Origin of the sequence: Leptothoe sp. PORK10 BA2 (assembly GCF_034932105.1) — a bacterium.
Lineage (GTDB): Bacteria > Cyanobacteriota > Cyanobacteriia > Phormidesmidales > Phormidesmidaceae > Leptothoe.
On sequence record NZ_JAYGIG010000119.1, the window covers coordinates 50,419 to 75,699 of the forward strand.

24 protein-coding genes are annotated in these 25,281 nt (G+C 52.9%); 5 read left to right on the forward strand and 19 right to left on the reverse strand.

The window, feature by feature from the left end; genetic code table 11:
• Window positions 1–13: 13 nt before the first annotated feature.
• The 6 genes from VB741_RS18000 to VB741_RS18025 form a co-directional block, all read right to left on the reverse strand.
• Window positions 14–1,108: a S41 family peptidase gene (locus VB741_RS18000; protein WP_323366576.1), complete on the reverse strand. Its 1,095-nt coding sequence runs from the start codon at window positions 1,106–1,108 to the stop codon at window positions 14–16.
• Between the two features lie 67 nt (window positions 1,109–1,175).
• The gene (locus VB741_RS18005; RefSeq protein ID WP_323366577.1) at window positions 1,176–1,478 is read right to left on the reverse strand and encodes an urease subunit gamma; all 303 of its coding nucleotides are present in this window, start codon (window positions 1,476–1,478) and stop codon (window positions 1,176–1,178) included.
• 118 nt (window positions 1,479–1,596) lie between these two features.
• Entirely contained in the window at window positions 1,597–2,475 is an 879-nt protein-coding gene (locus VB741_RS18010) for an urease accessory protein UreD (protein ID WP_323366578.1), read from the reverse strand.
• Window positions 2,476–2,533: 58 nt separating this feature from the next.
• On the reverse strand, window positions 2,534–3,757 hold the full coding sequence (locus VB741_RS18015) for a M20 metallopeptidase family protein (RefSeq protein WP_323366579.1): 1,224 nt from the start codon (window positions 3,755–3,757) through the stop codon (window positions 2,534–2,536).
• 76 nt (window positions 3,758–3,833) lie between these two features.
• The gene (gene bioD / locus VB741_RS18020) at window positions 3,834–4,529 is read right to left on the reverse strand and encodes a dethiobiotin synthase (protein WP_323366580.1); all 696 of its coding nucleotides are present in this window, start codon (window positions 4,527–4,529) and stop codon (window positions 3,834–3,836) included.
• A gap of 73 nt (window positions 4,530–4,602) precedes the next feature.
• On the reverse strand, window positions 4,603–6,777 hold the full coding sequence (locus tag VB741_RS18025) for a serine/threonine-protein kinase (RefSeq protein WP_323366581.1): 2,175 nt from the start codon (window positions 6,775–6,777) through the stop codon (window positions 4,603–4,605).
• Between the two features lie 66 nt (window positions 6,778–6,843).
• Here VB741_RS18025 and VB741_RS18030 point away from each other — a divergent pair, with 66 nt between their 5' ends.
• Together VB741_RS18030 and VB741_RS18035 are read left to right on the forward strand one after the other, a co-directional pair.
• The gene (locus tag VB741_RS18030) at window positions 6,844–8,301 is read left to right on the forward strand and encodes a GAF domain-containing sensor histidine kinase (protein ID WP_323366582.1); all 1,458 of its coding nucleotides are present in this window, start codon (window positions 6,844–6,846) and stop codon (window positions 8,299–8,301) included.
• Window positions 8,302–8,821: 520 nt separating this feature from the next.
• A complete protein-coding gene (locus VB741_RS18035) occupies window positions 8,822–10,363 on the forward strand; it encodes a hypothetical protein (RefSeq protein WP_323366583.1) in 1,542 nt (513 codons plus the stop codon).
• On the opposite strand, the gene VB741_RS18040 is transcribed toward VB741_RS18035, so the two are convergent.
• The 6 genes from VB741_RS18040 to VB741_RS18065 form a co-directional block, all read right to left on the reverse strand.
• Complete coding sequence (locus VB741_RS18040) at window positions 10,299–11,393, reverse strand: substrate-binding domain-containing protein (RefSeq protein ID WP_323366584.1); 1,095 nt, start codon at window positions 11,391–11,393, stop codon at window positions 10,299–10,301. The two genes, VB741_RS18035 and VB741_RS18040, sit on opposite strands and share 65 nt — an antisense overlap.
• Window positions 11,386–11,514, reverse strand: a complete 129-nt coding sequence (locus tag VB741_RS18045) for a hypothetical protein (RefSeq protein WP_323366585.1) — start codon at window positions 11,512–11,514, stop codon at window positions 11,386–11,388. Before VB741_RS18045 ends, VB741_RS18040 begins: the two co-directional genes overlap by 8 nt.
• On the reverse strand, window positions 11,514–12,233 hold the full coding sequence (locus VB741_RS18050) for a hypothetical protein (RefSeq protein WP_323366586.1): 720 nt from the start codon (window positions 12,231–12,233) through the stop codon (window positions 11,514–11,516). Before VB741_RS18050 ends, VB741_RS18045 begins: the two co-directional genes overlap by 1 nt.
• 24 nt (window positions 12,234–12,257) lie before the next feature.
• On the reverse strand, window positions 12,258–13,973 hold the full coding sequence (locus VB741_RS18055) for a VWA domain-containing protein (protein ID WP_323366587.1): 1,716 nt from the start codon (window positions 13,971–13,973) through the stop codon (window positions 12,258–12,260).
• Window positions 13,974–14,152: 179 nt separating this feature from the next.
• The gene (locus tag VB741_RS18060) at window positions 14,153–15,508 is read right to left on the reverse strand and encodes an MFS transporter (RefSeq protein ID WP_323366588.1); all 1,356 of its coding nucleotides are present in this window, start codon (window positions 15,506–15,508) and stop codon (window positions 14,153–14,155) included.
• A 355-nt stretch (window positions 15,509–15,863) separates the two neighbouring features.
• Entirely contained in the window at window positions 15,864–16,331 is a 468-nt protein-coding gene (locus VB741_RS18065; RefSeq protein WP_323366589.1) for a hypothetical protein, read from the reverse strand.
• 295 nt (window positions 16,332–16,626) lie between these two features.
• Between VB741_RS18065 and VB741_RS18070 the strand changes: the two genes are divergently transcribed.
• On the forward strand, window positions 16,627–16,902 hold the full coding sequence (locus tag VB741_RS18070; RefSeq protein ID WP_323366590.1) for a hypothetical protein: 276 nt from the start codon (window positions 16,627–16,629) through the stop codon (window positions 16,900–16,902).
• 82 nt (window positions 16,903–16,984) lie between these two features.
• Here VB741_RS18070 and VB741_RS18075 read toward each other — a convergent pair whose 3' ends face one another.
• From VB741_RS18075 to VB741_RS18085, 3 genes are all read right to left on the reverse strand, one after another.
• Complete coding sequence (locus VB741_RS18075; protein WP_323366591.1) at window positions 16,985–18,619, reverse strand: alpha-D-glucose phosphate-specific phosphoglucomutase; 1,635 nt, start codon at window positions 18,617–18,619, stop codon at window positions 16,985–16,987.
• A 120-nt stretch (window positions 18,620–18,739) separates the two neighbouring features.
• Window positions 18,740–19,243, reverse strand: coding sequence for a sterol desaturase family protein (locus VB741_RS18080; protein WP_323366592.1), 504 nt, complete (start codon window positions 19,241–19,243; stop codon window positions 18,740–18,742).
• Between the two features lie 140 nt (window positions 19,244–19,383).
• Window positions 19,384–19,569, reverse strand: a complete 186-nt coding sequence (locus tag VB741_RS18085) for a hypothetical protein (protein WP_323366593.1) — start codon at window positions 19,567–19,569, stop codon at window positions 19,384–19,386.
• A 212-nt stretch (window positions 19,570–19,781) separates the two neighbouring features.
• Between VB741_RS18085 and VB741_RS18090 the strand changes: the two genes are divergently transcribed.
• Entirely contained in the window at window positions 19,782–20,321 is a 540-nt protein-coding gene (locus VB741_RS18090; protein ID WP_323366594.1) for an SRPBCC family protein, read from the forward strand.
• A gap of 7 nt (window positions 20,322–20,328) precedes the next feature.
• Here the strand turns inward: VB741_RS18090 and VB741_RS18095 are convergent, their stop codons facing one another.
• On the reverse strand, window positions 20,329–20,514 hold the full coding sequence (locus VB741_RS18095; protein ID WP_323366595.1) for a hypothetical protein: 186 nt from the start codon (window positions 20,512–20,514) through the stop codon (window positions 20,329–20,331).
• Window positions 20,515–20,660: 146 nt separating this feature from the next.
• Here VB741_RS18095 and VB741_RS18100 point away from each other — a divergent pair, with 146 nt between their 5' ends.
• Window positions 20,661–21,329: a class I SAM-dependent methyltransferase gene (locus VB741_RS18100; RefSeq protein WP_323366596.1), complete on the forward strand. Its 669-nt coding sequence runs from the start codon at window positions 20,661–20,663 to the stop codon at window positions 21,327–21,329.
• A 53-nt stretch (window positions 21,330–21,382) separates the two neighbouring features.
• Here the strand turns inward: VB741_RS18100 and VB741_RS18105 are convergent, their stop codons facing one another.
• From VB741_RS18105 to VB741_RS18115, 3 genes are all read right to left on the reverse strand, one after another.
• The gene (locus tag VB741_RS18105; RefSeq protein ID WP_442786390.1) at window positions 21,383–22,933 is read right to left on the reverse strand and encodes an ATP-binding protein; all 1,551 of its coding nucleotides are present in this window, start codon (window positions 22,931–22,933) and stop codon (window positions 21,383–21,385) included.
• 89 nt (window positions 22,934–23,022) lie between these two features.
• Entirely contained in the window at window positions 23,023–23,820 is a 798-nt protein-coding gene (locus VB741_RS18110) for an N-formylglutamate amidohydrolase (RefSeq protein ID WP_323366598.1), read from the reverse strand.
• On the reverse strand, window positions 23,813–25,180 hold the full coding sequence (locus tag VB741_RS18115) for a leucine-rich repeat-containing protein kinase family protein (RefSeq protein WP_323366599.1): 1,368 nt from the start codon (window positions 25,178–25,180) through the stop codon (window positions 23,813–23,815). Before VB741_RS18115 ends, VB741_RS18110 begins: the two co-directional genes overlap by 8 nt.
• Window positions 25,181–25,281 lie beyond the last annotated feature (101 nt).

A 25,281-nucleotide genomic window follows, 5' to 3' on the forward strand; every position in this document is an offset into this window, starting at 1 on the left:
GAGCTATCGGACATTATCGCAATCCTCCAAGTTGACTAATTAAATCCTGCTGCATTTGATCCAGCTGGTTTTTCACCGTTGCCAAGGCTGCCCCTAATTCCTGATCTAGGGATTGGGAGTGTTTTTTCAAGTCGGTCAGTCCCATATAGTGGGCGACTTTCAAGGCTAGCTCCACCGGTACCTTAAAGTCCGGTAGCACGCCGCTGCCTTCCCAGTTAGCACCCGTCACCGGGTTAACCACTTGTCCCATAGGCAAGAACATCCAGAAATGATCGTGGAGTCGCTGTCCGGCCCCTGGGTTGGCCTTGCCAGCCGTTGTTTCACCAATTAAGGTGGCCCGTTTGAGCTGTTTGAGGGTATAAGCAAATTCCTCCGCCGCCGTTGCTGTTTCTGGTCCGATCAACAGATAAATAGGACGATCCAAATAGCGGGGGCCACCCACATGGGGGATGGTCCAGCTTTGCTGGGTCCGGTTTTCTGCGGGCCAGTTCACATCGCTTAGGTGTACCGCTGGATAGGCGGGCAGCAAATAGCTACAGAGTAGTGCCACCATGCCCGGCGACCCTCCCCGGTTGTATCGCAGATCAATAATTAGCCCTTGGGTATGGGCGATGCAGGTCATGGCTGCGGCTAGGGTGTCCCCGGCAAACTCGGGTGGTTCAAACCCATATAGTTGCAAAAAACCTAGGTTCCCTGCCAACCGTTCCACCCGGTTAATATCGAAGTTACGGCGCTGGCTCTGCTGCGCTTGATAGGCTAGCTCCTCAGCCGTTGGGGGCGTGTCGGCACTCAGTTCTGGCAGCGGTGTGGGGCTAAAGTACACCCGCATACTGCGATCTTCGGTCAGGGTTTGTAACTGAGTGGTGAGGGTTTCTGCTAACTGATAGCCGCTGACGATGTCGCCATAGCCGCCCCCGTTCAGCCGCTGACGAATATCTGCCTGGGCCTTGGCGGCCGCCTGGGGTAAGGCATAGCGATCGAGGGCCTCAGCTACCGCCTCAAGCACAAGGGTACGACTGACCAGATCTAGATCAATATCCTGGAGATTGCCATCCTGCAGATCGCCACCAGCCCTTACAGAACCATCAGAACTATCCGACTCAACCATAAAAATATCTAGGCAATACGTCTACACAATCGAATTTTGGCTGTGCGGATGTTGCATGCAACCTTTCCTACTGAATGGGGTTATGTACGGTAACTAGCTTAGTCCCATCTGGGAACGTCGCCTCCACCTGTACTTCGTGAATCATTTCGGCAATGCCATCCATCACGTCATCTCGACCCAGTAGCGTGGTCCCGTAGCTCATGAGATCCGCCACCGTACGGCCATCCCGTGCCCCTTCCAAAATGGCGGCAGAAATGTAGGCAACGGCTTCTGGGTGGTTGAGTTTCACGCCTCGCTCCTTACGGCGTTCGGCCACTAGGGCAGCGGTAAAAATCAGTAGCTTATCTTTTTCTTGGGGAGTGAGTTGCATAGGAGGGGGAGGAAACTGACCACAACAGAGATATTAAACCAAGAAATGCTCGGGACGAGTCTCCTTCCCTGGATCGCTCACTCCCCAAGACCTTGGAAAGTCTGCTCACCCCCCTGACCTAGACTCCCCAAACCCTGGGTATATAGGCCTTTTTACCTAATGTCTCCGTTCGTAGATATTGCCAAATATGCATAAAGTACTGCCGAGCCATTTGACTAGAGGGGCCTCGGTAGCGAACCACTAGGCCTTGCTCTAGCTGGGTAACCCCTAACTCCCCTGGGGTGGGGCCTTGGGTCTCGATGAGGGTTCTGATGGCCGTGATGTGTTCGGAGGCCATGGCTTGTCCCAACAACAGGAATGTGCCCACCACAGGGTATCCGGCTAATCCATGGTAGCTGTGTAGGACTTCAGTGCCCCCTGTGAGCTGTTGCCGATCGATCCATAGCGGTGTGCCTTGCTGCCAGATTTCGGTTTGCGATCGCCAATGCCCCTGGGTCAGGGTTTCCCCCCTGGCACTGCGGCCAAACCGGGTAACATCCCACCCAATCCACACCCCACTCGGTTCCAGCTCGACCCTAACGGTTTGGCGAAACCGCCCCCCGTTGAACAAAATTAGCTCCTGGGGTAGCCATTCCACATAGGCTCCCGGCTCCACCGTCATTCGAATCGTTTGCTCCGCCCAGTTATCTTCGGTGCGATACACCTTGTGGGCGGCGGCGGTGGTGATCAATGCCTGGGTGTCGGTCTCAGCGGTGATGGCTATATCCAGCTGATCGCCCCCCACCATGCCCCCAGCGGTGTGCACAATGACACTCTGGCAGTTGTTGGGGGCTGCGGCTGGATAAAACGGTCGCTGAATTCGCAGGGGAGCTGTGCTGTAGGCTCTTTTAGGAAAGGTTTTTCCGTTGATTTTGGCAAATTGAAGATCGAGGCTGCCGCGCCAACATTGATCTTCCTGGGTTGGTTGTTCTGCCTGCACCTGGTCGATGGTTTTCATTAATGTTCCATGCCTGCTTTGGTCCGGTTATTCCCATGGTGGGCACAGCACAGCCTCCTTACTTTTTCTGGCAAAATTGCTCAACGCATCGCACAAATATTTCTACCCCAGTGCCCAGGACGGTTTCGTCAAAATCAAACCGAGGGTGATGGTGGGGATAGTCCAGGTTTAATTCGGGGTTCGCCGAGCCTAAAAAGAAATAACAGCCGGGTTTTTCCTGCAAAAAGAAGGACATGTCTTCACCCCCCATGGTTTGGCATTCGGGCACCACTCCAGCTGGGGTTTCAATCACAGAGCTGGCAACGGATCTAACCAATTCTGTGATGGTTGGATCATTAATCACCGGGGGGTAGAGCCGTTCATAGTCAAACTGGTAGCTGGCTCCATGGGCCTGGCACAGTCCGGCAATAATGGCCTCCATGCGCTCGGGTAAGAGGTCTCGATAGTCTGGGTTAAAGTAGCGTACGGTACCGCTCAGACGGGCCGTGTTGGCAATTACATTCACCGCTGTCCCTGCTTGAAACTCCCCCACGGTGACAACGGCTGATTCGATCGGGCTAATGTTGCGGGCCACAATGGTTTGTAGGGCGTTGACCACCTGGGCCCCCACCACAATGGAGTCGATGGTTTGGTGGGGCAATGCGCCGTGCCCACCGCGCCCCTGAATGGTGCAGTGGAAATACTCGGTGGCGGCCATCAGGGGGCCACTGCGCACCCCCACCGTCCCCAGGGGGAGGTTATTCCAGATGTGGAGGCCAATGATGGCGTCTACTTCGGGGTGGCTGAGCACCCCGGCTTCGATCATGGGCTTAGCGCCGCCAGGGCCTTCCTCCGCCGGTTGAAAAATGAATTTCACGGTGCCAGCGAAGGTGTCGCGATGTTGGGACAGATAATGGGCTGTGCCCAGGGCAATGGTGACATGGCCGTCGTGGCCGCAGGCGTGCATTTTGCCGTCATGCAATGACCGGTAAGGCACCTGGTTCAGTTCTTGGATGGGTAGGGCGTCCATGTCGGCTCGGATGGCCAGAACTGGCCCTGGGCTGCTGCCTTCAACCGTGGCGACAATGCCTGTTTTGGCAATGCCGGTCTGGTGGGCAATGCCCCATTGGGTGAGTTGTTGGGTGATAAAGTCAGCGGTGAGATTTTCTGCGAAACTTAGTTCGGGACGCTGGTGGAGGTAACGCCGCCATTGCACTAGCTGGGATTGTAGGGTTTGAATCTGGGCCCGCACCTGGGGCGGTGTTTTGGAGATTTGCGTATTGAGGGGCAACGTAGAAACCATAGGACCTTAGCAGACACAACCGTTACAGTTACTGTTATAAACCGTAATCCTATAAACCAATCCTATAAACCTATTTTCAGGCCACCCAAAATGCTGCGGGCATGATGGCCTCCAGGGTGAGCTGACGCGCGGCAGAGCTAAGCTGCTCTAAGTCCGTGGGATCTTTAAAGTAGGGCAGCACTCCCAGGATGGGGATGCGGGTGAGGTTACTAAGCATGGCCGGTGGGGCTAGGTGCTCCAAGTTTTTTTCGGCGTCGGGGGTGGAGCAGTTGAGGACGATGCCTTGGAGCTGGAGCTGGTGTTGACGGGCCAGGGCGACATTGGCTACGGCGTTTGCGATCGCACCCAACTTCACCGGCACCACCAGCACCACTGGCAGCCGCCAGTCCGCCGCCAGATCCGCCACCGTCATCTCATCCGTCACCGGTGACCCCAGCCCCCCCAGACCTTCCACCAGCACCCAGTCACATTGCTGACCTAACGTGACATATCGGTGCCAGGCAGGAGCCAAATCCACCGTCCTATGCTCCAACGCCGCCGCAATCGGCGGAGCCAAAGGAGCCTGGTAAAACACCGGGTTTAGCTCCTCCAAGGACTGTTCCAAATCAAATAATTGTTGAAATAATTCCCGATCTCCCCGCCCCGACTGGATTGGTTTCAGTACCCCCAACCGCCGGGAAGCGCAATACTGTCGCCAATAGGCCATCAGAGCACAGGTCAATACCGTCTTACCACAATCCGTATCCGTCGCCGCAATTAATAATCCACTCACTATTTAGCCAATAGTGGGCCTTGCCCACCCTACGAATTTTTCCTTTTCTAAAATATGGAAATCCCTAGACAACCTAAGGATTTCCCTGACCCACAATTTGCACATCCAAGGTAAACTCCGCCGCACTGCTCGACCGCACATCTACCTCATAATCACCCCCCAAAGGTAAATAGCTGTTCCAATACAGCACCCCTTCCGCATCCGCAATCGGTTCTCCTCCTGGAAATGACACATCAAAGGTGACTGGGCCACTAGCCTGGGTAATTTTCACCGTAATAATCTGTCCCTGTTGGGCATTCACCACATACTTCTGCACTCGGCCAGGTCCCACCGAGTTCGCTAACAACGTCCCCGTTTGCCCTTCAGGAAATAGCACCCGCTGAGAAGAAACCTGTTCCTGCACATCATCGGGTGACCCACCATCCGATTCACCGTCCCCAGACCCACTACCATCCTGCTCTGCCCCGGTATCCCCGCTATCACTGCCGTCCTCCTCCGGTGACAAGGGGATATCGGTATCCTCCTCAGGACTACCAGTGCCCGCTGCGGCTAGGGATAGCCCCAGCCCATAGGTTCCCTCCTCTGTGTCGCGGGTAGTCTCCACCTGCACACTATAGCGGCCATCCTCGGGCAGTTCCCCCTGCCAATCCAACACCTGCTGACCCCCGCTTAATGGCTTGCCCTCAGGATCTAGCACCGACAGAACCACCCCCTCCCCTTCTAAGGATGTACTCAGGGTTTGTCCCGCTTTCCCCTCAAACGCGTAGTCAACGGTGTCGCCTTGCCGAATCTCTCCCTCAACGGTTTTCTGCTCACCCACCACTAGCTCGATGTCAGAGACATAGTTGGTGGGGCCATCCGGTTCCAAGGGCTTAGGTTGAGAGGCATCAGGCTGTTTATTCCCTGGGTTTTTGGTAGAGTCCAACTCCTCCGGCAGTGGTAGCCGTTGCACTTGATTTTCCTGGGCAGGTGGTTCTGGCTTCAAGACATAATTCACCGTAGCCCAGCCCCCCACTCCGGCTAAGGTCGTTGCCCCCACAAACATGGCTGTCAAGACCAATGGATTATCCAATGCCCCCTGCTGCCGTTTGGACGATGTCACCACCTGGGTTTTAGCCCCAGCCGGGCGGGTGCCTGATCGCCCTGTTCCGTCAGCGCCCACTGTTCCCATGGGGCCATGCCCAGAGGTAGTCCTAAGTTGTGTGCTAGAGCTATCCATTGGGCTACTGACCGCCACCGTCCGCATTTCAGAAATCGGTAGCGGTTGTGGTGCCCTCGTCACCGTCGGATTTTGCCCAGGGCTGCTAGGGGTGGGCCCCCTCCCCTGCAATGCCTGGAGCATTTCACTGACTGACTGATAACGATCCGTGGGACGATAGCTCAGGGCTTTGTCTAGCACCGCCGCCAGCTGATCGCTGACCTGCACAAACGGCCGCCATTGCCAGCTCAGAGTCGCATCATCAAACAGTTCATGGGGTTCTTTCCCCGTCAGTAATACCAAACAGGTCACCGCCAAGGCATAGAGGTCACTGCTGGGGTAAGCTCGCCCTGACTGCAGCTGTTCGCTGGGGGCATATCCTGCCTTACCCACCGTGGTTGCCTGCACAGTCGTGGTACTAGTCTGGAGCCGAGTCACCACCTCTTTTACCACACCAAAGTCAATCAGCACGGGTCTTTGATCGCTACGGCGCAAAATAATATTGTCAGGGCTAATGTCTCGATGAATAATGCCCGTTGCATGAATATGGGCTAAAACCGGCAATAGCTGCCCCAAAAAAGCCCGAATTTCAGTTTCCGAAAAGGCCTGCCCCGGACGCTGTTGGAGAATTTCTCGGTAGGTTAGCCCCTCAATATGGTCTTGCACCAAAAATAGGCGTTGGTCTTGCTCAAAAGTGGCCCGAAACTGCGGAATCTGAGGATGACTAATCTGGTACAGAATTTCAGCTTCTCGTTGAAATAGCTCAGCCGCTTTACTAGAGAAGCGATCGCCGCCCGTTGTGGGCATAAATTCTTTGATCACGCACTCCTCATCAAAGCGCCCTTGGTCTTTGGTCAGGTAGGTACGCCCAAACCCGCCCTGACCCAGTAATCGGACAATGCGGTATCGATTTTGCAAAAGAGCACCGATGGCTAGGGCAGGCTGCATAGTAAACGTCCAAACAATGTTGACATCAACAGGTTCAACGCCTGGGGGTAAGTTTCCAGACAGGCTATACCACTCTAACCCAATGCTCCATAAATGCTCCATCGTTTAGTCCCTATACTGTTTCGGGAATGATGGAGGCACGAAACCCACTTTTTTAGCAATATCGCAATGCACTACGGTGTTACTCCAACTGGCACGAATACTCAGCCAACTATCTCCATGGGGCCGCGTCCGACATGTCCGCTGGATGGAACGCCGCCCATGGCCCGTGAACAAAGGCGTATCAGTGCTCTAGAACAGCTCAGTTTAACCAACTCAGAACCAATCCCTGTCTTTGAAGAGGCCGCCCAAAGTGTCTCTCGACTGCTTGCTGCCCCCATTTGCCTAGTCAGCGTGTTTGACAAACATAACCAGATTTTTAAGGCCACCATGGGGTTATCCAGCTTGGGCTTGATGAATCAGTTGGCCGCTACCCGTGAACTGCCCAAGCTCGAATCCTTTGGCATTCATGTGGTCGATAGTGGACAGTCGCTCATGCTCGCAGATGTGGCCCAGCATCCAGCCTTTAGCCAAAGCCTATTGGTGCAAAAGTATGGCGTACAGGCCTATTTGGGTGTCCCCCTAATGACTGCTGAGAGATGCTGCATAGGCACCCTAGAGGTGATGGATATTATGCCGCGCCAATATACTCAGCAGGATCTGGTCCTACTCGAACTCAATGCTCGCTGGGCCATGAGTGAATATGAAAAGCAATGTTGGTTAAAAAATGGAAAAATCCAACAGAAAACAGCTGACAATAATTCCATCACCCCTGCGGAGAAAACAAGTCAAAGTAGAATCGATACTCTCCGCATAGGATTAATCTCACGGCTCACCCAAGATTTACGTAATCCCCTAACCGCTATCACTGGCATGGCCAGTATGCTAAGCCGTGAAATTTATGGTCCCCTAACCGAGAAACAGCAAGAATACGCCAACATTGTTTTACATAGCAGTCAGAATCTACTGTCTTTAACTAACGAGATCATGGAGTTGGGCTCGATTGAGCATCAACCCTATGAGTTACTCCTTAAACCTGTAGATATTGAAATGCTGGCTCAACAGAGCTTGCATCCGATAGAGGCCAGATCTAACCAGAAAGACCTCAGCTTTAATCTAACGGTAGAGCCAGGTTCACGGATATGGGTGCTGGACAAGAGCATCATTAAACAACTGCTCTACTATCTCATCTTCAGTATTTCAAAAGCATCCACCGGTGGCAGTATGGTGCGCCTCCATGTCTCTCGCAAAGATGAGCGTCTCAACTTAGCTGTGTGGGTCTCTAACCCATGGCTGGGGGAAGATTTGCCTCAAACAGTCATTGCCTGGGGGCGGAAAAATGATTTACTCCCGCCAGCACCTGCTCCAGAGCCATCCTATGGTTTTGAAGTCATGGAAGATTGGGGGGGATCCGTCAATCGTGACCAGTCACACAACGAACTTGTAGAAACTGATGACTGGCAAGAACTAGGATTGCTCCTGAGTCAACAACTTACCGCTGTCCACGATGGCGAAATTACTATTCAAGGATCCCAGACCAATGGCTATCGCTATATTGTGAGTTTTCCACCTTTTGAAGTTGACTAATATATCAGAAACAGCTTAACAACAACTAAAATTAATCAAAAACAAAACGAAATTGAAACTGCTAAAACAGCTTCAATTTCGTTTTTTCTATCCAACATTCCGCACTCCCAACTGTCACAATCAGGCATTAAATCTGAAAGCCTTTTACATAGAGACTTTGAATGCCTTAATAGTTCTCTTGAACTATTTTTAGATTATTCTCAATAGTGCCTAGCTATTGAGAATCTATGCCTCTTTAGAGACTGTAATCCATTGGCTTCGTCATTAATTAGCTTTGTGCCACTTAGAAGGGCGGAATGTGGGTATTATGCAAGAGGTCTAATATAAATGGGGTGGTGGTGGTAGATTTTGGCAACATCACCAACGCTAGCTCTGCTGGAAATGTGGTGAATGATGCCTATGGTTATGTGCGCTTTCGGACAGCGGTAAAGTAGAGCATCTCAACCACGTCTTTGGGGAAATTCAAACAAGATCTGAGTCTGCACTGAGCTAGGGTAAGGCATAGGTGCCGAGGTAACCCATGCAAGAACTCTGGTGGATTTTGATGTTTCAGCTGAGGGCACAGTTGGCCTTGCTGCAGCTGGCGGCGGTGCCAACCTATGGCAGTATTGCCTATGAGTATGAAAAAAACTCGTATCCCTTGGCTATGGCCGATGTGCTGTGGGGACAACAGGCATCGGCTCTTGACTTTTTGCAACAAATTGATGCCCAATCGGCTGAAACCCAGGGGATCGATCTGCTCTCAGGGTTTACCCTGAAGGGCCAGATGCGCAAGTATTTTTACTTTGGGGACCAGCTTGACCCGGCCTATCGGCAGCGGATGTGGGAGGCCATGTATGGGTTTACTGTCACCGATCCGCTGACGCGTAAAGCTGACCCACCCCGCAAGTTTTGGGCCCGATCTACGGATGACTGTGATACTCCGGTGGATTGTCGGAACACGGACAATCTAAGGGCCATGCGCGATACATCGGTGTACCTGATGGCGGAGGAGACCGGCAACGAAGCCACCCGGTTAATTTATAAGCAACACCTGGAACGCTATGTTTCCACGCTGCTGGATATTGGCATGGGGGAATGGGATAGTCCGGTATACCACGGGCATACCACGGCGGCCTATCTCAACCTATATGACTTTGCCCAGGATCCTGAGGTGAAACAGTTGGCCCAGGATGCACTGGACTGGCTATACCGTTCAGCGGCTATCAAGTATTGGCGCGGTGTTTGGACTGGGCCGTCTAAACGGACCTATGGGGATGGGGCGGCTCAGTTTTTCTGGCTATATTTTGGTGATGCCCCGGCCCCTAAAGAGGTTGAGCGGGATTGGATCTATGCCCTGACCAGTGATTATTTACCCCCTGAGGATGTGGTTGCGATCGCACAGCGTCGATTCTCTAAACCCATGGAACTACAACGTACCCACCCCCACTACGAAAACTGGAAACCCGACCGCTATGGCCCTGCCTTTTATGAAACGTTGTACATTGGCCAGGTTTATCAGCTCGGTAGCCTCGCCCAGGGGACTGGCGGTGATTGGAATGGATTTAGTTTGCATGGAGTGAACGGCAGCGGTATTGATCAGTTTCAGGTGAATGCTGAGCAGCCCCATGTTATAGCCCAGTACGAAAATCTGTTGATTTGGTATGGAACGGAATCACCGAGTATTGATTTTCCTGATAGTTGTGTTGAACAACCGATGGATACCATTACGTTTTTGGACTGTGACCCAGTTTGGGTGGCCGTCCATCCATTTGATCGCGGGTTTGTGTTGGAGATAGGGGAACCCCGAACCCATAGTAGTTTTCTGACTTTTCAAAAAGCTGTTACTAACCAATCACGCCTGATCTTAGAGACGCCTCGGACCGAGTATCGCGGTAGTCAGGGAAAAACTATCGCCATGATTCCCCAGGGCAGGGGCTTACCGAAGGTTTGGCGTGATGGCACCGAGCACGACTGGACACACCACGACAGAGAACCATTGTTTATTTTTCCGGCGATTAGTTCGCCCGTTGCCACTGACGAACAACTTCTTCTACCACATTCCGATCGGGGGGAGGACTGATCTGTCCCTTAGGGTCGGTCATAGCTCCAGGAATATTTTTACTCCAGGGGCTGTTGGGGACTGAGGCTAGATCAACTTGGGCATTCATGGGACGAAAGCCGTGTTGGACAAAGACAGCTTGCTGTTCTGGGGCCATCAAGAAATCAATAAACCCCCGCGCGGCTTTGGCTTCGCCGCCGCTGATGTCACGGCGCACAATGGCGGCGGTGGAGACGGTCTCAATGGTGGGATCTAGGTAAAGAATTTGGTAGGGCTGGCCTTGGGTTGCACTGGACTGCTCCCAACGGTGGAGGGCCACACTCTCATAGACCGTGGCAATGTCAGCATCGTTGGGGCCACGGGTAATGAACTCTTGTAACAACGTATCAGTGGAGCGGGGGGGCTGATACACCGAGCGTTTCACCAGCCCAAATAGGGCTTGAACATTGTCTTTGCTAAAGTCGCTAGTATTCAAGTTGTTACTGTTGGCCTCGGCCTGGGACCACAGACTCAGGGTGAGCTGACCGCTGTTGGAGCGGGTGGGGTCGGTGGTGATGAAGTCAAAGCTACCCCAGGCGGCATTGCCACCAATTTTGCCCCAGTTGCCACTGGCCATGGCATCTTCTACCCGCTGCCACTGAAACTCTCCACCGGGGAATAGGGCCTTGGCCCGCTCGGGCCAGGAAACAGCCACTAGCATGGTTTTGGCAATGGGTTGGGGTGTTTCGTAAAAGGGCTCGTCACCATACTGGGCCTGCCAGCGCTGGTTGAGCTCGTCCAGCAGCTGGCTGTTGGCGGGAATTAGGACCGTGGGTTTGAAGTCATTTTTGTCGTCGATAAATTTGTTGACGATATCTTGGGAGCCTTGAAATTCAAGGTTAATTTGTACCGATGGGTTTTGTTGCTCAAAGCGGGTCTCTAGCAGCTGGAGGGGCTCCTGGAGTTCGCTGCCGCTGACGATGGTGATGGATTGGTTGACGCCGGGGAGGGGAGCGTAGGCGAGACCGGCGGCGGCGGCGATGATGGCAAGGGAGATAATGGGTTTAGACATGGGGAATGGGTAGGTCAATCGGCAATCGGAGGGTGGGCACGGTCCACTGGACAATGGGCATTTTTGGGGTTTCCCGTGGGGGCATTGCATGCAATGCCCCCACCGACATTGGAGCGGTCATTAGGCAATCAATACATCGACATTTTCTTGGAAACCCTTGAATTCGTCGCTGAGTTCTCGCAGTTCATCGGCGGCTATCTCGCTGGTGAGATCGGCGGTGCGCAGTTTGTTTTGTAGCTGTTGCAGCACCCCGCCGGATTCGGCAATTAGGGTGGATAGGTTGGCTAGCTGGGCCTGACGGGCATCTTCGCCTTGCTTGGCCAGGGCGATATTGCGCTTCAGACTGTTGGCGAGTTTGCCCCATTGTTCTTGGGCGACGCCTTTGCTGTTGCGGACTTTGATTTCGGCTTGTTTGAGCTGGCTCTCTAGGTCATTAACGGACAAGAGGGCGTCGTTGCCTGCCATGCGCAGGGCCAGCTGGTCGATTTTTTGGGGCAGTTCTTGGGTGCGATCGCAAGCATACTGCACCACCCCCAACAGCTCTATCTGCTCGCTGGCCGTTAGTAGCTTAGTGGCTTCTGCATTCAGCTCATCGGCCCGCGTTCCCAGGGCCACTGCCTGCTGGCGCACCTGCTGAAATTCACGGTTGATGACTTTATTGGCGAGTTCAACGGTGTCAGGTGCGCGGGACTTGAGGACGGCGGCTCCTGCGGTTGCGATCGCAACCGCACCGGGGATGGCCACCACGCTAGGCAGACCCCCCAGCCGCACTCCCCCTACCAGAAAAACGCCCCCTGCCAGTACCGCCAGGGGATACTGCAATGGATTGGCTAGTTTCATCGGCGCTCCTAATACTCCGCTTGACTAAAACTCTACTTGCAGATCGGCCATCAGCTGGGCAATGGTAGCCGGATCACCCTTACGATAGTACCCCCCATTTAGCTGGGCAATTTGCTCGAGGGCCTGGGGGTCAAACTCCCCTTCCTCGCCATAGCCCACCGTAAAGAACGCAATCCGCTGATCCGACGAAAACCCGCTGCGAGAGAGTTCCTGACCCAGCTGATCCAAACTAATTCCCGACTCGGAATCTTCCCCATCGGTGAGAATCAAAACCGCATTGATGGCGTTGGCCTTAAGGTTGGACGAGAGCCAGTTGCGAGCCGCCAGGGCCGAATCATATAGTCGGGTGCCGCCGTCGGCCTGGAGACTGGCGATAAACTGTAACCCCAGTGATTTACCCTCCGGCGTGCCATCCACCAGCACGGGCTGACGAATATTACTGTCAAAGTCAATCAGGGCCACCTGATCCTTGGGGCCAAGGCTATCCACATAGGTTTTGAGGGTATTTTGCACCGACGGTAGCTTGTTGCCTTCCATCGACCCAGAGGTATCGACCACTACCACTACCAGGGAAGACTTCTTGGCGACCTGGCTCCAGGCTGTCAGCATGGCTTCTGCCACCTCCGGTGCGGGAGGTCGGTAGGAATCGTAGCTGGCCTTAGGGTCCACACCAAAGTTAGCCGAAAACTTGGGACCCAGGGCCACACCGGGGGTGCCGGGGCGCAGACCCAAACTGGTGGCAATCTGCTGGGCGGGGGGAGAGGTGAGGTACGCCAAAATCAGATCGGCTGCTTCTTTCTCTTGGTCGTTAACCCAGGGGGCGTTGGGCACAATGCCCCGCATATTGGAGGTAAAGGTGGATTTGGGATAGACCGCCTCATAACGGGTGCCGCCGGGGGGTAAGTCACTATTGGCCTCAATCACCGATGACTCATACACCGAACCAATGGAGGCCCAAAACGGCCCGTTTTCCACCATGGACTCGGCCAGGCTGGAAGTGGATTTACCGTAGCGGGTGATTTTGCTCTGAATTTTTTGCACTGCCGCCTGCTGCTGTTGCACATCCGCCACGGTTAGTTCTTCCGGGCGTTTGCCGGATACGGAGGCAAATTGAGCTACCAATGTTTGCAGGCCTGAGTTTGACCGGGTAGGAGCCGTGTGTACGTAGTAGACCGGCTGGTCTGGGCTGCTAGCATCCAGATCCTTATGGGTCTGGGCGGTCACCAGTTTGGCAAATAGATCGTCCACCCGGCGTAGACCGGGGGCCAGATCCGTCGGGACCATAAACACCATGGGACTATTGGCCAACAGCGGTGCATCGGTAATTGCAGGTATATAGTTTTGGCCAGGGTAGAGCTGATCCATGCGATAGATCAGCTGGTTCTGATAGATTTCCCCATCCACCGATAGCATGGTGGGAAATTCAGGGGCATCGGCGGTCAGGGTGCCCTGCTGGAGCTGCTCCGCTAGGTTTACAGTGCGTTCAATGATGTCCCCACTGCCCGCTGCTTCACAGGTCATGTGAAAGGCATCCCCACTGGCTAGTTTGGGGTTGGTCTGATTAAACTGCACCGCTGCTTCTTCACAAAAGTGTTGGAGGGCGCTGCCCACCAGGAGCTTCACTTCAAAGCCGCGACCAGTAGTACCCGTGTCACTACCACCGTTGCAGCTAGCGAGCAACAGGGCTCCTGCGCAGGAGCTGGCGATCAGGCGAGCAAAATTTCTGAGTCGATTTACCATAGCTGTCAATGGGACATTACCCATAGCTACACAACAGGCGATATTAATTCGGATTTATCTTACCCATAGGTGGCGTATGGACATACGAAGGCTCGGGATGCGGGTGAGTGGCGGGTATCCCCGTTCGGTCGCGGTTGCCATGGGGAGGGTGGGCAAAGCTCACGGGGTAAGGGGCAATATTAATGCTCTTGGGGTTGTTTGCGATCGCGTTCTAGTTGCAGGCGAATGCGGTGGTGGGCTTTGCGGGTGAGGGGATAACGATAGACGCAGTAGACGCCGCCAAAAATCAAGACACTGGGCAGGGCGCTGGCTAGGAGACGGATTACCAGCAGTCGGGTGTCTGGCCCGATTTGATTGGCCCAGTCCAGCATCCAGCCCGATACAAAGATGGCGATCGCCACACCCACTTTTTGCAAAAACACCATCATGCTAATGAACATGCCTTCCTGACGTTCGCCGGTGCGCAGTTCCTCGTCATCAATCACGTCGGGCAGCATGGCAAAGGGCACTAAATAAAACGTGGACAGCCCCACGCCGATGGTGCCCCCGACGAGGTACATGGCCGCCACCTGCCCCGGTTGCACCAGCCCCAGTAGTCCCACGCCGATGAGGGTGATGGGGGCACCGGCAAAGTACACCATTTGCTTGCTGGTGCGTTTGGTGATCCACAGCCAGAACGGTAGCATGCTCACCGAACTACCCTGGACGACGATGGCCATTTGGGTAAAGTGCTGCTCCCCCAGCTGCATCCAGTCGGTGACAAAATAGGGCAGCATCGCCGCCGTCACCTGTACCCCCATCCAGGAGCATAGATAGACCCCCATGACCCAGCGGAAGGAACGGTTCTGAAAGACTCGACGGAGTTGAAAGCCCATCGAATGGGATGAGGCCTGGGTCTGCTGCCGGAGGACGGGCCGATATTGGTCGTAGGTACCCACCACACAAATGGCAATGGCTAGCACAATAACGATGCCACTGACCCCGCCGAGGATCATGTACTGCCGTCGGGTGTCTTCAACCAGGGCAAAAATAATTTGGGCCAGCACTAGCCCCACCACCGAACCAAGGATATCGGACGCTGAACGCACGGACATGATGCTGGTGCGTTCGTCGTAGTCGGGGGTGAGTTCGGTTGCGATCGCAACCATCGGCAAAATAACCACCGAAAAGGCCGCATAGCCCCCCATGGCCATCAGCACATAGTAAATAAACAGACTGGTTTGCGATTCTAGGGGGGGCACAATCCACTGCATAAAGCAGAAAAAGCCCAGGGGCACTGCTCCCAACACCAGCCATGGATAGCGCCGTCCCCATCGGGACTGGGTGCGATCGCTCAGCCAGCCAATCACTGGATCGTTAATGGCATCCCACACCCGACCCAGTAACAGCACCGTTCCCGCCAGGGTGGGGGATAGACCCACCACCTCCGTCAGGAAAAATAGCAGGTAAAAAATCGATAGGCCGATGGGAATAGCCGTACCAAATTCACCCACGCCATAGGTAAATTTGGTTTGAAAAGATAGGCGGTTAGACATAAAACAGACAGTGACGCTTGGTATTTCACCATACCGAAGAGCGCCCTGCACAGATAGTGCTGCTTGAGCTATATCCAGGTGTCCTTGGGGGATAAACCGATCGAGGTTTATCCCTTGACCTTAATCCCCAAACCCATGGGGAAATGGACAATCTTCTGCCGAGAAAATGAGGCTATCTAGAGGGTACCAACTTAAAGCGGGACGTTTTCCCAAGGACAGAATTTAGAAGACTCTTTGAGAAGAGCAAGCTCTACAGGGGTCAGAATTCAGTGCCTTACCGGCTTCTGGTTTCTGACCCCTGACTCCCCACCCAGCCAGGATTTCCCGGCTTAAATTGATACCCCATCTAGATAGTCTAGAACCGCCAGTTGATGGAGCCAGCGATTTCCGCATCCGTGTCGTTGGATTTGAGGATCAGGTTACCTTCCACATTCAGAATCAGACGCTCACTCAGGGGCATATCCAACCCCGCTGTGAGCATGGGGTCAAAATCACTGTCCTCAAAGTTGTAGGCAAAGCCACCGCCGCCGAAGAATAGGAGCTGTTCATCGAGGATGACGTCGTAGGAAATGGGTAAGCGCCCTTCAAAGTCATCACCCACATAAATGGCTGGCCTGACGGATACCGTATTCTGATCCAGCTTAAAAATTTCGAACTTAGAGTCAATCACCACTGCGAAGGAGTCGTTCAGCCCTGAGCGCGCCCCCAGGCCAACATAGTTACCAATTTCGTTGTCTCCAGGCTGGGCGAGGGCTGGGGTAGCGATGGCCAGTAAGCCTACAACGGTTGCCGACAGAGACTTAGTTAACGTAGAGAAATTCATAGCACCAATTTAATAAAGTTATCCATAGACTCAAAACTCTACCAAGGTAGAAATTTGAGCTAAAGCACACTTTACATTGCTGCCTGGTCAGATCTGGGATGACTGCTAGGTATATAAAGTTGCCTTAATAAAAGGCGTACTCAAATATTTTTTGCGATAAGTACCGATCCTAAAAAGAACTTGCTTAAATGGTGGAAAACAATCTTGCTGTACCGGGCATGATCAAATCACCCTAGGGCGTAGGGGTTTGTCCTTTTGTCTTTTAATAAAGCTGTTTTACCGACGGGAACGCATCATGACTGTTGAAACCTTAAACGAAATGATGACCTACGTCATCGAAGGCTGGGTGCTTTTGAGTACGGCCTATCTCGGGGTGGGCTTTACCGCGTCTTTTTTGAGTCGGGTAAAACAGGGGCTAAAGGTAAGGGCAGAAGACATGGCCAAGGCCAGCGTGGCTGAAGAGGTGACCAATGCTGAGCGGGTGGCGGAAGTGACCGCTGTGGCGGAGAAGTATGGGAAAAGTACGGATAAGCAGTCGGTCAAAAGTAGTGTGGCGGTGCCGGGACAGTAAATGATCTAGAAATGCTCTAGATCATTTACCGCTCGGGATGACCACCCCGAGCGGCAATAGGTTTTAGTTTAGTGGCCGAGGTTTAGGTAATCACCGTGGGCTGTTCGAACCCGGTTAACTCCTTAATTTTCGCCACTTGATCAGCCAGTTGAATCAAGGGAGCCAAGGCTTCCTGGGTGTCGATGTCGTGTTTGGTGGCATCGGGCTCGTAACTTTCTACATAGAGCCGCAGGGTGGCTCCTTGAGTGCCAGTGCCCGATAGGCGGAACACAATGCGGGAGCCGTCGGTGAAGCCGATGCGGATGCCCTGATTTTTGCTGACGCTATTGTCGATAGGATCGGTGTAGCTAAAGTCGTCGGCATAGGCGACGGTGTAGCTGCCTAGGGGTTGACCCTGGAGGCTGGGTAGCTGCGATCGCACCCCCGCCATCAGGTCATTCGCCACCGCTGAATCCACCCCCTCAAAGTCATGGCGGCTGTAGTAGTTACGCCCGTAGGTGGCCCAGTGATCCTTAACGATAGTCTCCACCGACTCACCCTTAACCGCCAGGATGTTGAGCCAAAATAGCACCGCCCACAGGCCATCCTTTTCACGGACGTGGTTGGAGCCGGTGCCAAAGCTTTCTTCTCCGCAGAGGGTGGCTTTGTCTGCATCCAGTAGGTTGCCAAAGAATTTCCAACCGGTGGGGGTTTCGTAGCAGTCAATGCCCAGCTTTTCGGCGACGCGGTCCACAGCTTGGCTGGTGGGCATGGAACGGGCCACACCGGTGATGCCGCTACGGTAGCCGGGGACTAAGGTGGCGTTGGCGGCTAGTACCGCCAGACTGTCACTGGGGGTGACGAAAAAGTTATTGCCGAGGATCATGTTGCGATCGCCATCGCCGTCGGAGGCCGCCCCAAAGCTGGGAGCATTGGCGGCAAACATAACTTTGACTAAGTCATGGGCATAGACCAAGTTGGGGTCGGGGTGCCCACCGCCAAAGTCTTCTAGGGGTTCACCGTTTTGTACGGTGCCCTGGGCTGCCCCCAGCAGTCCTTCAAAAATCGCCTTGGCATAGGGACCGGTGACCGCATGGAGGGAGTCCATGCACATGGTGAACTTACCGGAGGTGAGCAGCTGACGGATTTGCTCAAAGTCAAATAGGGTTTCCATCAGGGCGGCATAGTCATTGACCGCATCTAGCACCTCAACGGTCATATTACCGAGGGAGGTGGGGCCGATGCGATCCAGGTTGACGTCTTCGACGTCTAAAATTTGATACTGATCAATTACTTTGCTGCGATCAAAAATGGCGTCGGTTACCTTTTCTGGAGCGGGACCACCATTTTCCGTATTGTACTTAATGCCAAAGTCGCCGTCGGGGCCACCAGGGTTGTGGCTGGCGGATAGAACGATGCCACCAAAGGCTCCATATTTGCGGATGACGCAGGAAACCGCTGGGGTGGAAAAAATGCCCGCCTGGCCCACTAGGGCTTTACCGAAGCCATTGGCGGCGGCCATTTTTAGAATGATCTGGATCGCTTGGCGATTGTAAAAGCGACCGTCCCCACCGACCACCAGGGTCTGACCCTGATATCCGTCTAGGCTATCAAAAATAGACTGGACAAAGTTTTCTAAATAGTGGGGTTGCTGAAAGACAGTCACCTGTTTGCGTAATCCGGATGTGCCCGGTTTTTGATCTGAAAAAGGTGTTGTCGAAACCGTTTGGATGGCCATGGTACTCCTTGCGCCGGTGAGTCGATTTGTCCTTTATAAAGATTAACAGGACAACTGCAGCTGTCATTGGGTAGACGGCACTGGACTAGCTGCGTTCCAGGGATTTTGGGCGATTTCAGCCTAGGCCCACTGGCGTTTGAGCTGGCGGAGAAAGGTGAGCCAATGTTGGGCTGGCTGGCCATAAAAGGTGAAGACATCCCCAAAAGCCAGGTTGGCATTGCGGTGGTGCAGTCGATGACGCTCTGGGGTAGTGATGCAACACCAGCGGCAGAGAATTTTCAGTCCCTTGGGGGTACGGTAGCCGGGGGCAAACTGATGCCGCCAAATGACGTGGAGTTCGGCTAGCAGCAAACCGATGACCGTACCCAGAGGAGATAGCAGCCACAGCAGCGGTACCCAGATCAAGTAAGGCAGTGCGCCTAAAAAGCCGGGTAGTAGAGCCTGGGGGCAGTGCTTGCGCCAAGCGTAGCTGACAAAGCTGCGGTTGGGACTGTGGTGGACAATGCTGTGGTAGCGGCCGAATACGTGCTCGGGCACATGGTAGACGAATGTGGCGATGAAGTCCCCCAGCAGCAGTAACAACAGGGCTATGCCTAGGGTGTTGAGTATATGTAGTAGTTCCATGGCTGATTGCCTGACACCTCTCCGGCAACCTAGCAGTCTAAATTTAAGGGGAATTTAATGTTTGGTTGAGGAATGATTTAAATCTGGGGCAATCTGGGGTAATCCGCCCAGTAGAACCATTTGCACCGGTGGCCGTGCCTTTATCGGGTCGATTGCAGACTGCTGAAGAGTGCGATCGCAAAGCAGCTTAACAATAGGAGCCAAATAATAATCCCTGGCAAAAACGCCAGTAGCCCTATGCCGCGTAGAATCCAGACAATGGCAGTCATGGCCATGGTGGCCAGCAAAAGTTGGGTAATTGGACGCAAACGAAAACGATTAGCCATTGATTAAGCCCGGTATATATGCCTAGGGAGCTACAAGGTTCACTAAGGTTTTACTCAATAGTGTCTCTGCTTGACACTAGTCTTACGCTGGCTGGTTAATAATGGCAACGAATCCGTAGAAATCGGCACACTGAATGCTGATTCATGGTTCCAATCGGTGTAGATTATCCAGTGCCTAAATAAATATCTTTAGAGTTTTCCTTATATTTCCTATGGTTTCGATCACACAACAGGCCGCATTGCTGCGCGGCGATGTCCTAATAGCCACTGACCATCACGCTGGTAAAGGAGCCGCTGTAACTGCTCAAATGTATGTGCCTTTGGTGCGATCGCAACTTTGGGAGCAGCTGACCGACTACAGTCGCTGGGTGCATTATTTCCCCGACATTACCCAAAGCCGTGAGCTAGAAGCCTCCGTCAAGCATCAAGTCAAGCAGCAGTCCAAGCGTATTACCCGTAGGCTCTATCAAGCAGCCCGCAAAGCTTTTATCCTTTTCACCGCCCAGGTAGAAATTTATCTGAACGTCGTAGAGCACCTGCACCAGAGCATTCAGTTTCGGTTAGAGCGCGGTACCTTTGCCGACTTTGCCGCTGACCTGGTCCTCGAAGATTTTGGTGAAGGTACCCTGCTTACCTACTCCGTCAAGGCCACACCCATGATTCCAGCCCCTAAGTTTTTGCTGGAGCAAGCCATGAAGATTGACCTACCTGGCAACATGAAAACCATGCGTCGGGTCCTGTGCCAGTCGTAAAAAAGGTTTAGTGTCTTTCCACAAATAGTCTGCCAGCAGCTAAGGCGGCGCTGCTGGTGGTGTATAGGTGGCCATCGCTCAGCACTTCTAGCTCGCGGTTAATTACCCAGCAGCGGTAGCCATTATCCTGCTGGGTAATTTCAATAATCCATCCTACCAGGGCAGAGACTTGAACTACATGGGTTACATCCATGGGGGATGTGCCTCACTTACTTATCTATACCTAGGTTAGCAAACCCTTCCCTTGCCCCAACATTGGCATTGCCAGGCCGATCTATAGATCTATAGAGTTTTGAGTTAGAGTTTTGAGGCTATAACAGGCCGTCAAACCTCTTTCCCATGTCTACCCAAATTCTCAACCTCACCGAAAATCTCTATCGTTATCTGCTTTCCGTTGGTGTGCGCGATAGTGAGCTGTTGCAACAACTGCGAGAAGAAAATGCTCAGCATCCCAGATCTGTAATGCAGATCGCCCCAGAGCAGGGGCAGTTTATGGGGTTGCTAGTGCAGCTATTGGGGGTGAAAAAAGCCCTAGAAGTCGGGGTGTTCACCGGCTACAGTTCGCTGATTGTGGCCATGGCCTTGCCCGAGGATGGGCAGCTGATTGCCTGTGACATTAGCCATGAATACACCACCATGGCCCGTAAGTATTGGCAAAAGGCGGGGGTGGCCCACAAGGTAGACCTGCGCATTGCCCCTGCGTTAGAGACGCTGGATCAGTTGATTGCCGAAGGGCATAGCAACAGTTTTGACTTTGCATTTATTGACGCGGACAAAAGTAACTATGACAATTATTACGAGCGAGCGTTGCAGCTAGTGCGGGTGGGTGGATTAATTGTGGTGGACAATGTCCTGTGGTCGGGGCAAGTGGCTGAGCCGATGGAGCGACAAGATAATCGCACGCAGCACATCCATGCCCTGAATGAGAAAATTCATGGGGATGAGAGGGTGGCGATGAGCCTGGTGCCGATGGCCGATGGGCTGATGCTGGCTATGAAGCGTGCCTAAATTTAGGCAAATAAGCCTTAAAACTTTCCCTCGCCCAGAAGTCCAGACTTGATCTACCCGCGAATTACAGTTATTCGGCGTCCATGGACTGTGGTTCCCATTTCTGTCGTGGTCCGATCAGCCAGGGGTGGTAATCCTTGCTGTTGGTCAAAAATGACTAGCCAACCTGTATCTATGCCCAGCCCTGCCAGGTACTTATCCAACTGGGTTAATCCAGCGGTGATTGGGTCGGGGCGACCTTGTCGCCACACCTTGAGTTCAATGCCCAGAGTGACCGCACCATAGCGTAAACAGAGATCCATGCGGTCTGTACCAATGGCATATTCTCTCTCCAGAGTTCCCTCGCCATTAACCACTCGATGCAGAAAGGCCATCATGACCAAGTGGGGCGCAATTTCATGGTAAGCAGCACTTTTAAGCAAGGGTTCACCATGTTGTTGCCAAAATGAGAGAAATGCGGCAAGGAGGGTTTCTAGGACTAATTCACCGTTGTCATTTAGCCAGGATGGCGCAATCATAGGCAATGAAGCCTGGGGTACCTTGGCCAATACCCGTGGCAACACCTCTCGATAGATCGGATTGGCCATGACTAATCCGCCGCCATTGGCTAAGCGACACAGACCCAAATCCAACACATATTGCAAATCTTCATTGGGGACCGTAGGCAGAGATTGTCCTGCCAAGATGGGTTCGATAATCGCTCTCACCCGATCTTCCCGTAGGCGCTCGGCTAGACTATCTAGATGAGTGTCTTGTCGTTGGATTAAGATTTCTTTAGCCTGCTGAATATGTCCAGGGAGAATCACTGTTTTGCCATCTGGTACCAACACTTCTACCACCTGACGTACCAACGCATTGACTAGCCAAGGTTGGCCTTGGGTGAGGTCAAAGGCTAGATCTATGGCTTCTGCCGTAAATACCTGACCTGTTTCAGCCGTGTGTTGACCATAAAGCTGCGCTACCTCATCTGGATTAAAATCTCGCAGGGTCAACGATTCTACTTTGATATTAAAGGGACTAGCGGTTTTTAAATGGGAGCTACCCCCTGAGGCCACCTTGTAATCGCGCACATCTCTGAGGCCGATCAAAGCTAGGGCATGGGGAAAGTGACTAGGGCGTCGAGGATAGCCATCCCGTAGCTGCCGTAGCACCGTCATCAGAGCGTCATTCGTTAAGGCATCGATTTCATCAATAAAGATGACGAGAGGACGGGGGCAAACCTTGGACCATGCCTGTAGAGCTGCTCCAATCCGATGGCCAGCACCAGCGGCAGGCCAGGGGGGAGGTTGCAATTCATCCGGTAGATAAAACTCAGCTGCGCTTCTCCAGGCGTCTAACATCGCGATTTCTGCTTTGCCTGGGTCGTGACTAAACGGCTGACCCACTTCGGCAGAAACCATGATGGCGGCATAGTCACCGCTAGCCGTTAATTCCTGGGCTAGGGCTAGCATAGCCGTGGTTTTGCCCGTTTGTCGGGGGGCATGGATCACGAAGTAGCTTTCTTGCGCAATCCAACGAGCCAGTGAGGGGAGTCGCACTGTGGCTGGCAGCATATAGTGCTTATCCGGGTGGCATGGACCAGCCGTGTTAAACCATTTGGGCATTACCTGGACAGGAGAATGATACGTTGCAGTATAGCAATAGGGTTGCATGGGAGCTGCCGAGTTAGTCGAGTCCAAGGGATCTACCCAACCTATGGCCCATCGGCAGCAATAGTCTTGGTAAGGTGGGTGAACACTGAATGCAGGGTTTGTTTGGCCTGGTGAAATTCTGGGATATCCCAATCTGGAACTTGTTCCTGGTCAAGCTGCTGTAGATTCAAATAGTTGTGGTACCTCAGCTCGATCTGTAATGCTTCAACTTTCTCCATGGCCCCACAGTGCCGAGTAATGTTACCACCGTTGAACACATGGTTGCGAGCCACCTGATACCCCTGGGAGGAGAAGGCTGATTCAACCGCTGACATCAAAAAATCAGAACAGGTTGTGCCATTGGCATTACCTAAACAAACCTGATCCTGAATCGGTCCGGCAAAACTGTGCAGATCCAACAGATATGCCTGGCCAAACTGTTCAATGGTTTCCTGTAGAAGTTTCTCTAATGCTTGATAGTAGGGGCGGTAAACCAGCTCAATTCGGTCTTGGACCTGTTGCTGAGATGGCAACACTCGGTACAGTCGCTGGCTATAGGCCGTTTGCTGAGGCACCGCCGCCTGCCAAAAACTGCCCATAAATGGAGGCTTGGCCGCTCGATTAAGATCCACCACATACCGGCTGTAGACAGCTTTTAAAACCGTAATGCCCAATTCAGGCAAGCCATCATAAAGCTTATCGAGATGCCAATCTTGATGGGGAAGAAAGTGCTGATATTTTTCATTCAGCGTTCCTACAATCCCGTCTGGCATGACTAGCCCACTGTGGGGAATACTGGCCACAATGGGGCACGGAGTCGCCGTTGGATGATGAATGCGAAAGGGAGCTACCTCAAACAAACGTTGATACCTCGGTCAGCAATTGATTAATTGTACTGAACAGCGGCCGTTCACTGGGGATGGGGTCCATGCAGTGCTGTTGTAACTTGCGTAAACGCCTAAATATTTTTACTTCAGTCTCTTCATTCTTAGAAACATGGCGTTCTAGTAAATCTTCTAGCAAACAGCCATAGGCCCTGACTTCCAATCTTTCTAGGGAGCGTGCAATTGCTGGATTGCTGGGGTCATAAAAAGAGGCTGCACCAAAGTCTCCTAGGATACTCTCTCCCTGATTGTTGACTAGAATATTGTGGGCGTAGAGGTCGCCATGCATAATGCCTTGGGTGTGCAGATGGGTGACAACGGAGGCAATCCCTTGGGCAATTTTTAAAATGACTGGCAGGGTAAATGTGGTGTCGTCACCATAGGTGTCACGGGTGCAGGTATCTAGGCTGGGGGGTCTCCCCAAGTTGACATAGTCAGGGGTAATAAATGAGAAGACGAGACCGGCTTGATCTGCAATGGGTTGGGCCAATTTCCCTAAAACCTTGACTAGATTGGGATGGTCGGCTGCTGCAATGCAAGCCTGCATTTCATCTAGGGGAACACCATCGCTGGTGATTTCTCCTTTGAAGAGTTTTACGGCCACGTCCTGAGGGTTCCTCTGCTGAAGGGCTTCAGCTGTTGTGCCAGGCTCCCACAGCCCCTTATAAATTACTCCCGATGCCCCTTGTCCGAGAACTTCGCCCAGTTGTAGTTCTGCTGGATCAATAGTGGCCAGGGATACCTGGTTGTGGGGGGCTGTCTGTGGTGGGTTTGCCGTTGTGCAGCAGGGATTTCCTGCGTAGGCCAGCCAGGTTAATCGGGGCAGTGTGAATAGCCATGGGGGAATGGTTTGGAGCTGATTTGCGGCCAGGCGAATGAGTTCTAAGTTGGTGCAGTTGGCGAGTTCCTCGGGTAATGTGTGGAGCTGATTGCCCGCCAGCATGCACTTTTGCAGTTTGGTTAGTTTGCCGATGGTTTTTGGCAGGGTGGTCAGTTGGTTGTTGGTGAGGATCAGCCATCGCAGGTTTGGGGATAGGGCTGTTTCTCCAATGGTTTTAATTTTGTTGCTTTTAAAGCTGACCATGGAAAGGTTTGGACAGGCAGCCAAGACCTCTGGAAATGTTTCAAACTGGTTATTGTTGAAAAATGCAACTTTGAGGTTTTTTAACTGGGAAAATTCGTCAGGTAGGGTGCTGAGCTGATTATTGGAGAGGTCTAAAATCTCTAATGAATCCGCTAGATCTAAAATTTCTAGGGGGAACTCGGTGAGATTTTGAGCTAATTGGAGGCGGGGTTCGCCCATGGCGTGATTGAGATCTAAGCTTAAGGGCTTCATATAATAAGTAGTAATAAGTAGATTAGAGATAGGTGGTTGAGGACAAACATTACTCACTACTTATCCCTGGCCAATTTATCCGCAACTTTAACTGGATTTAT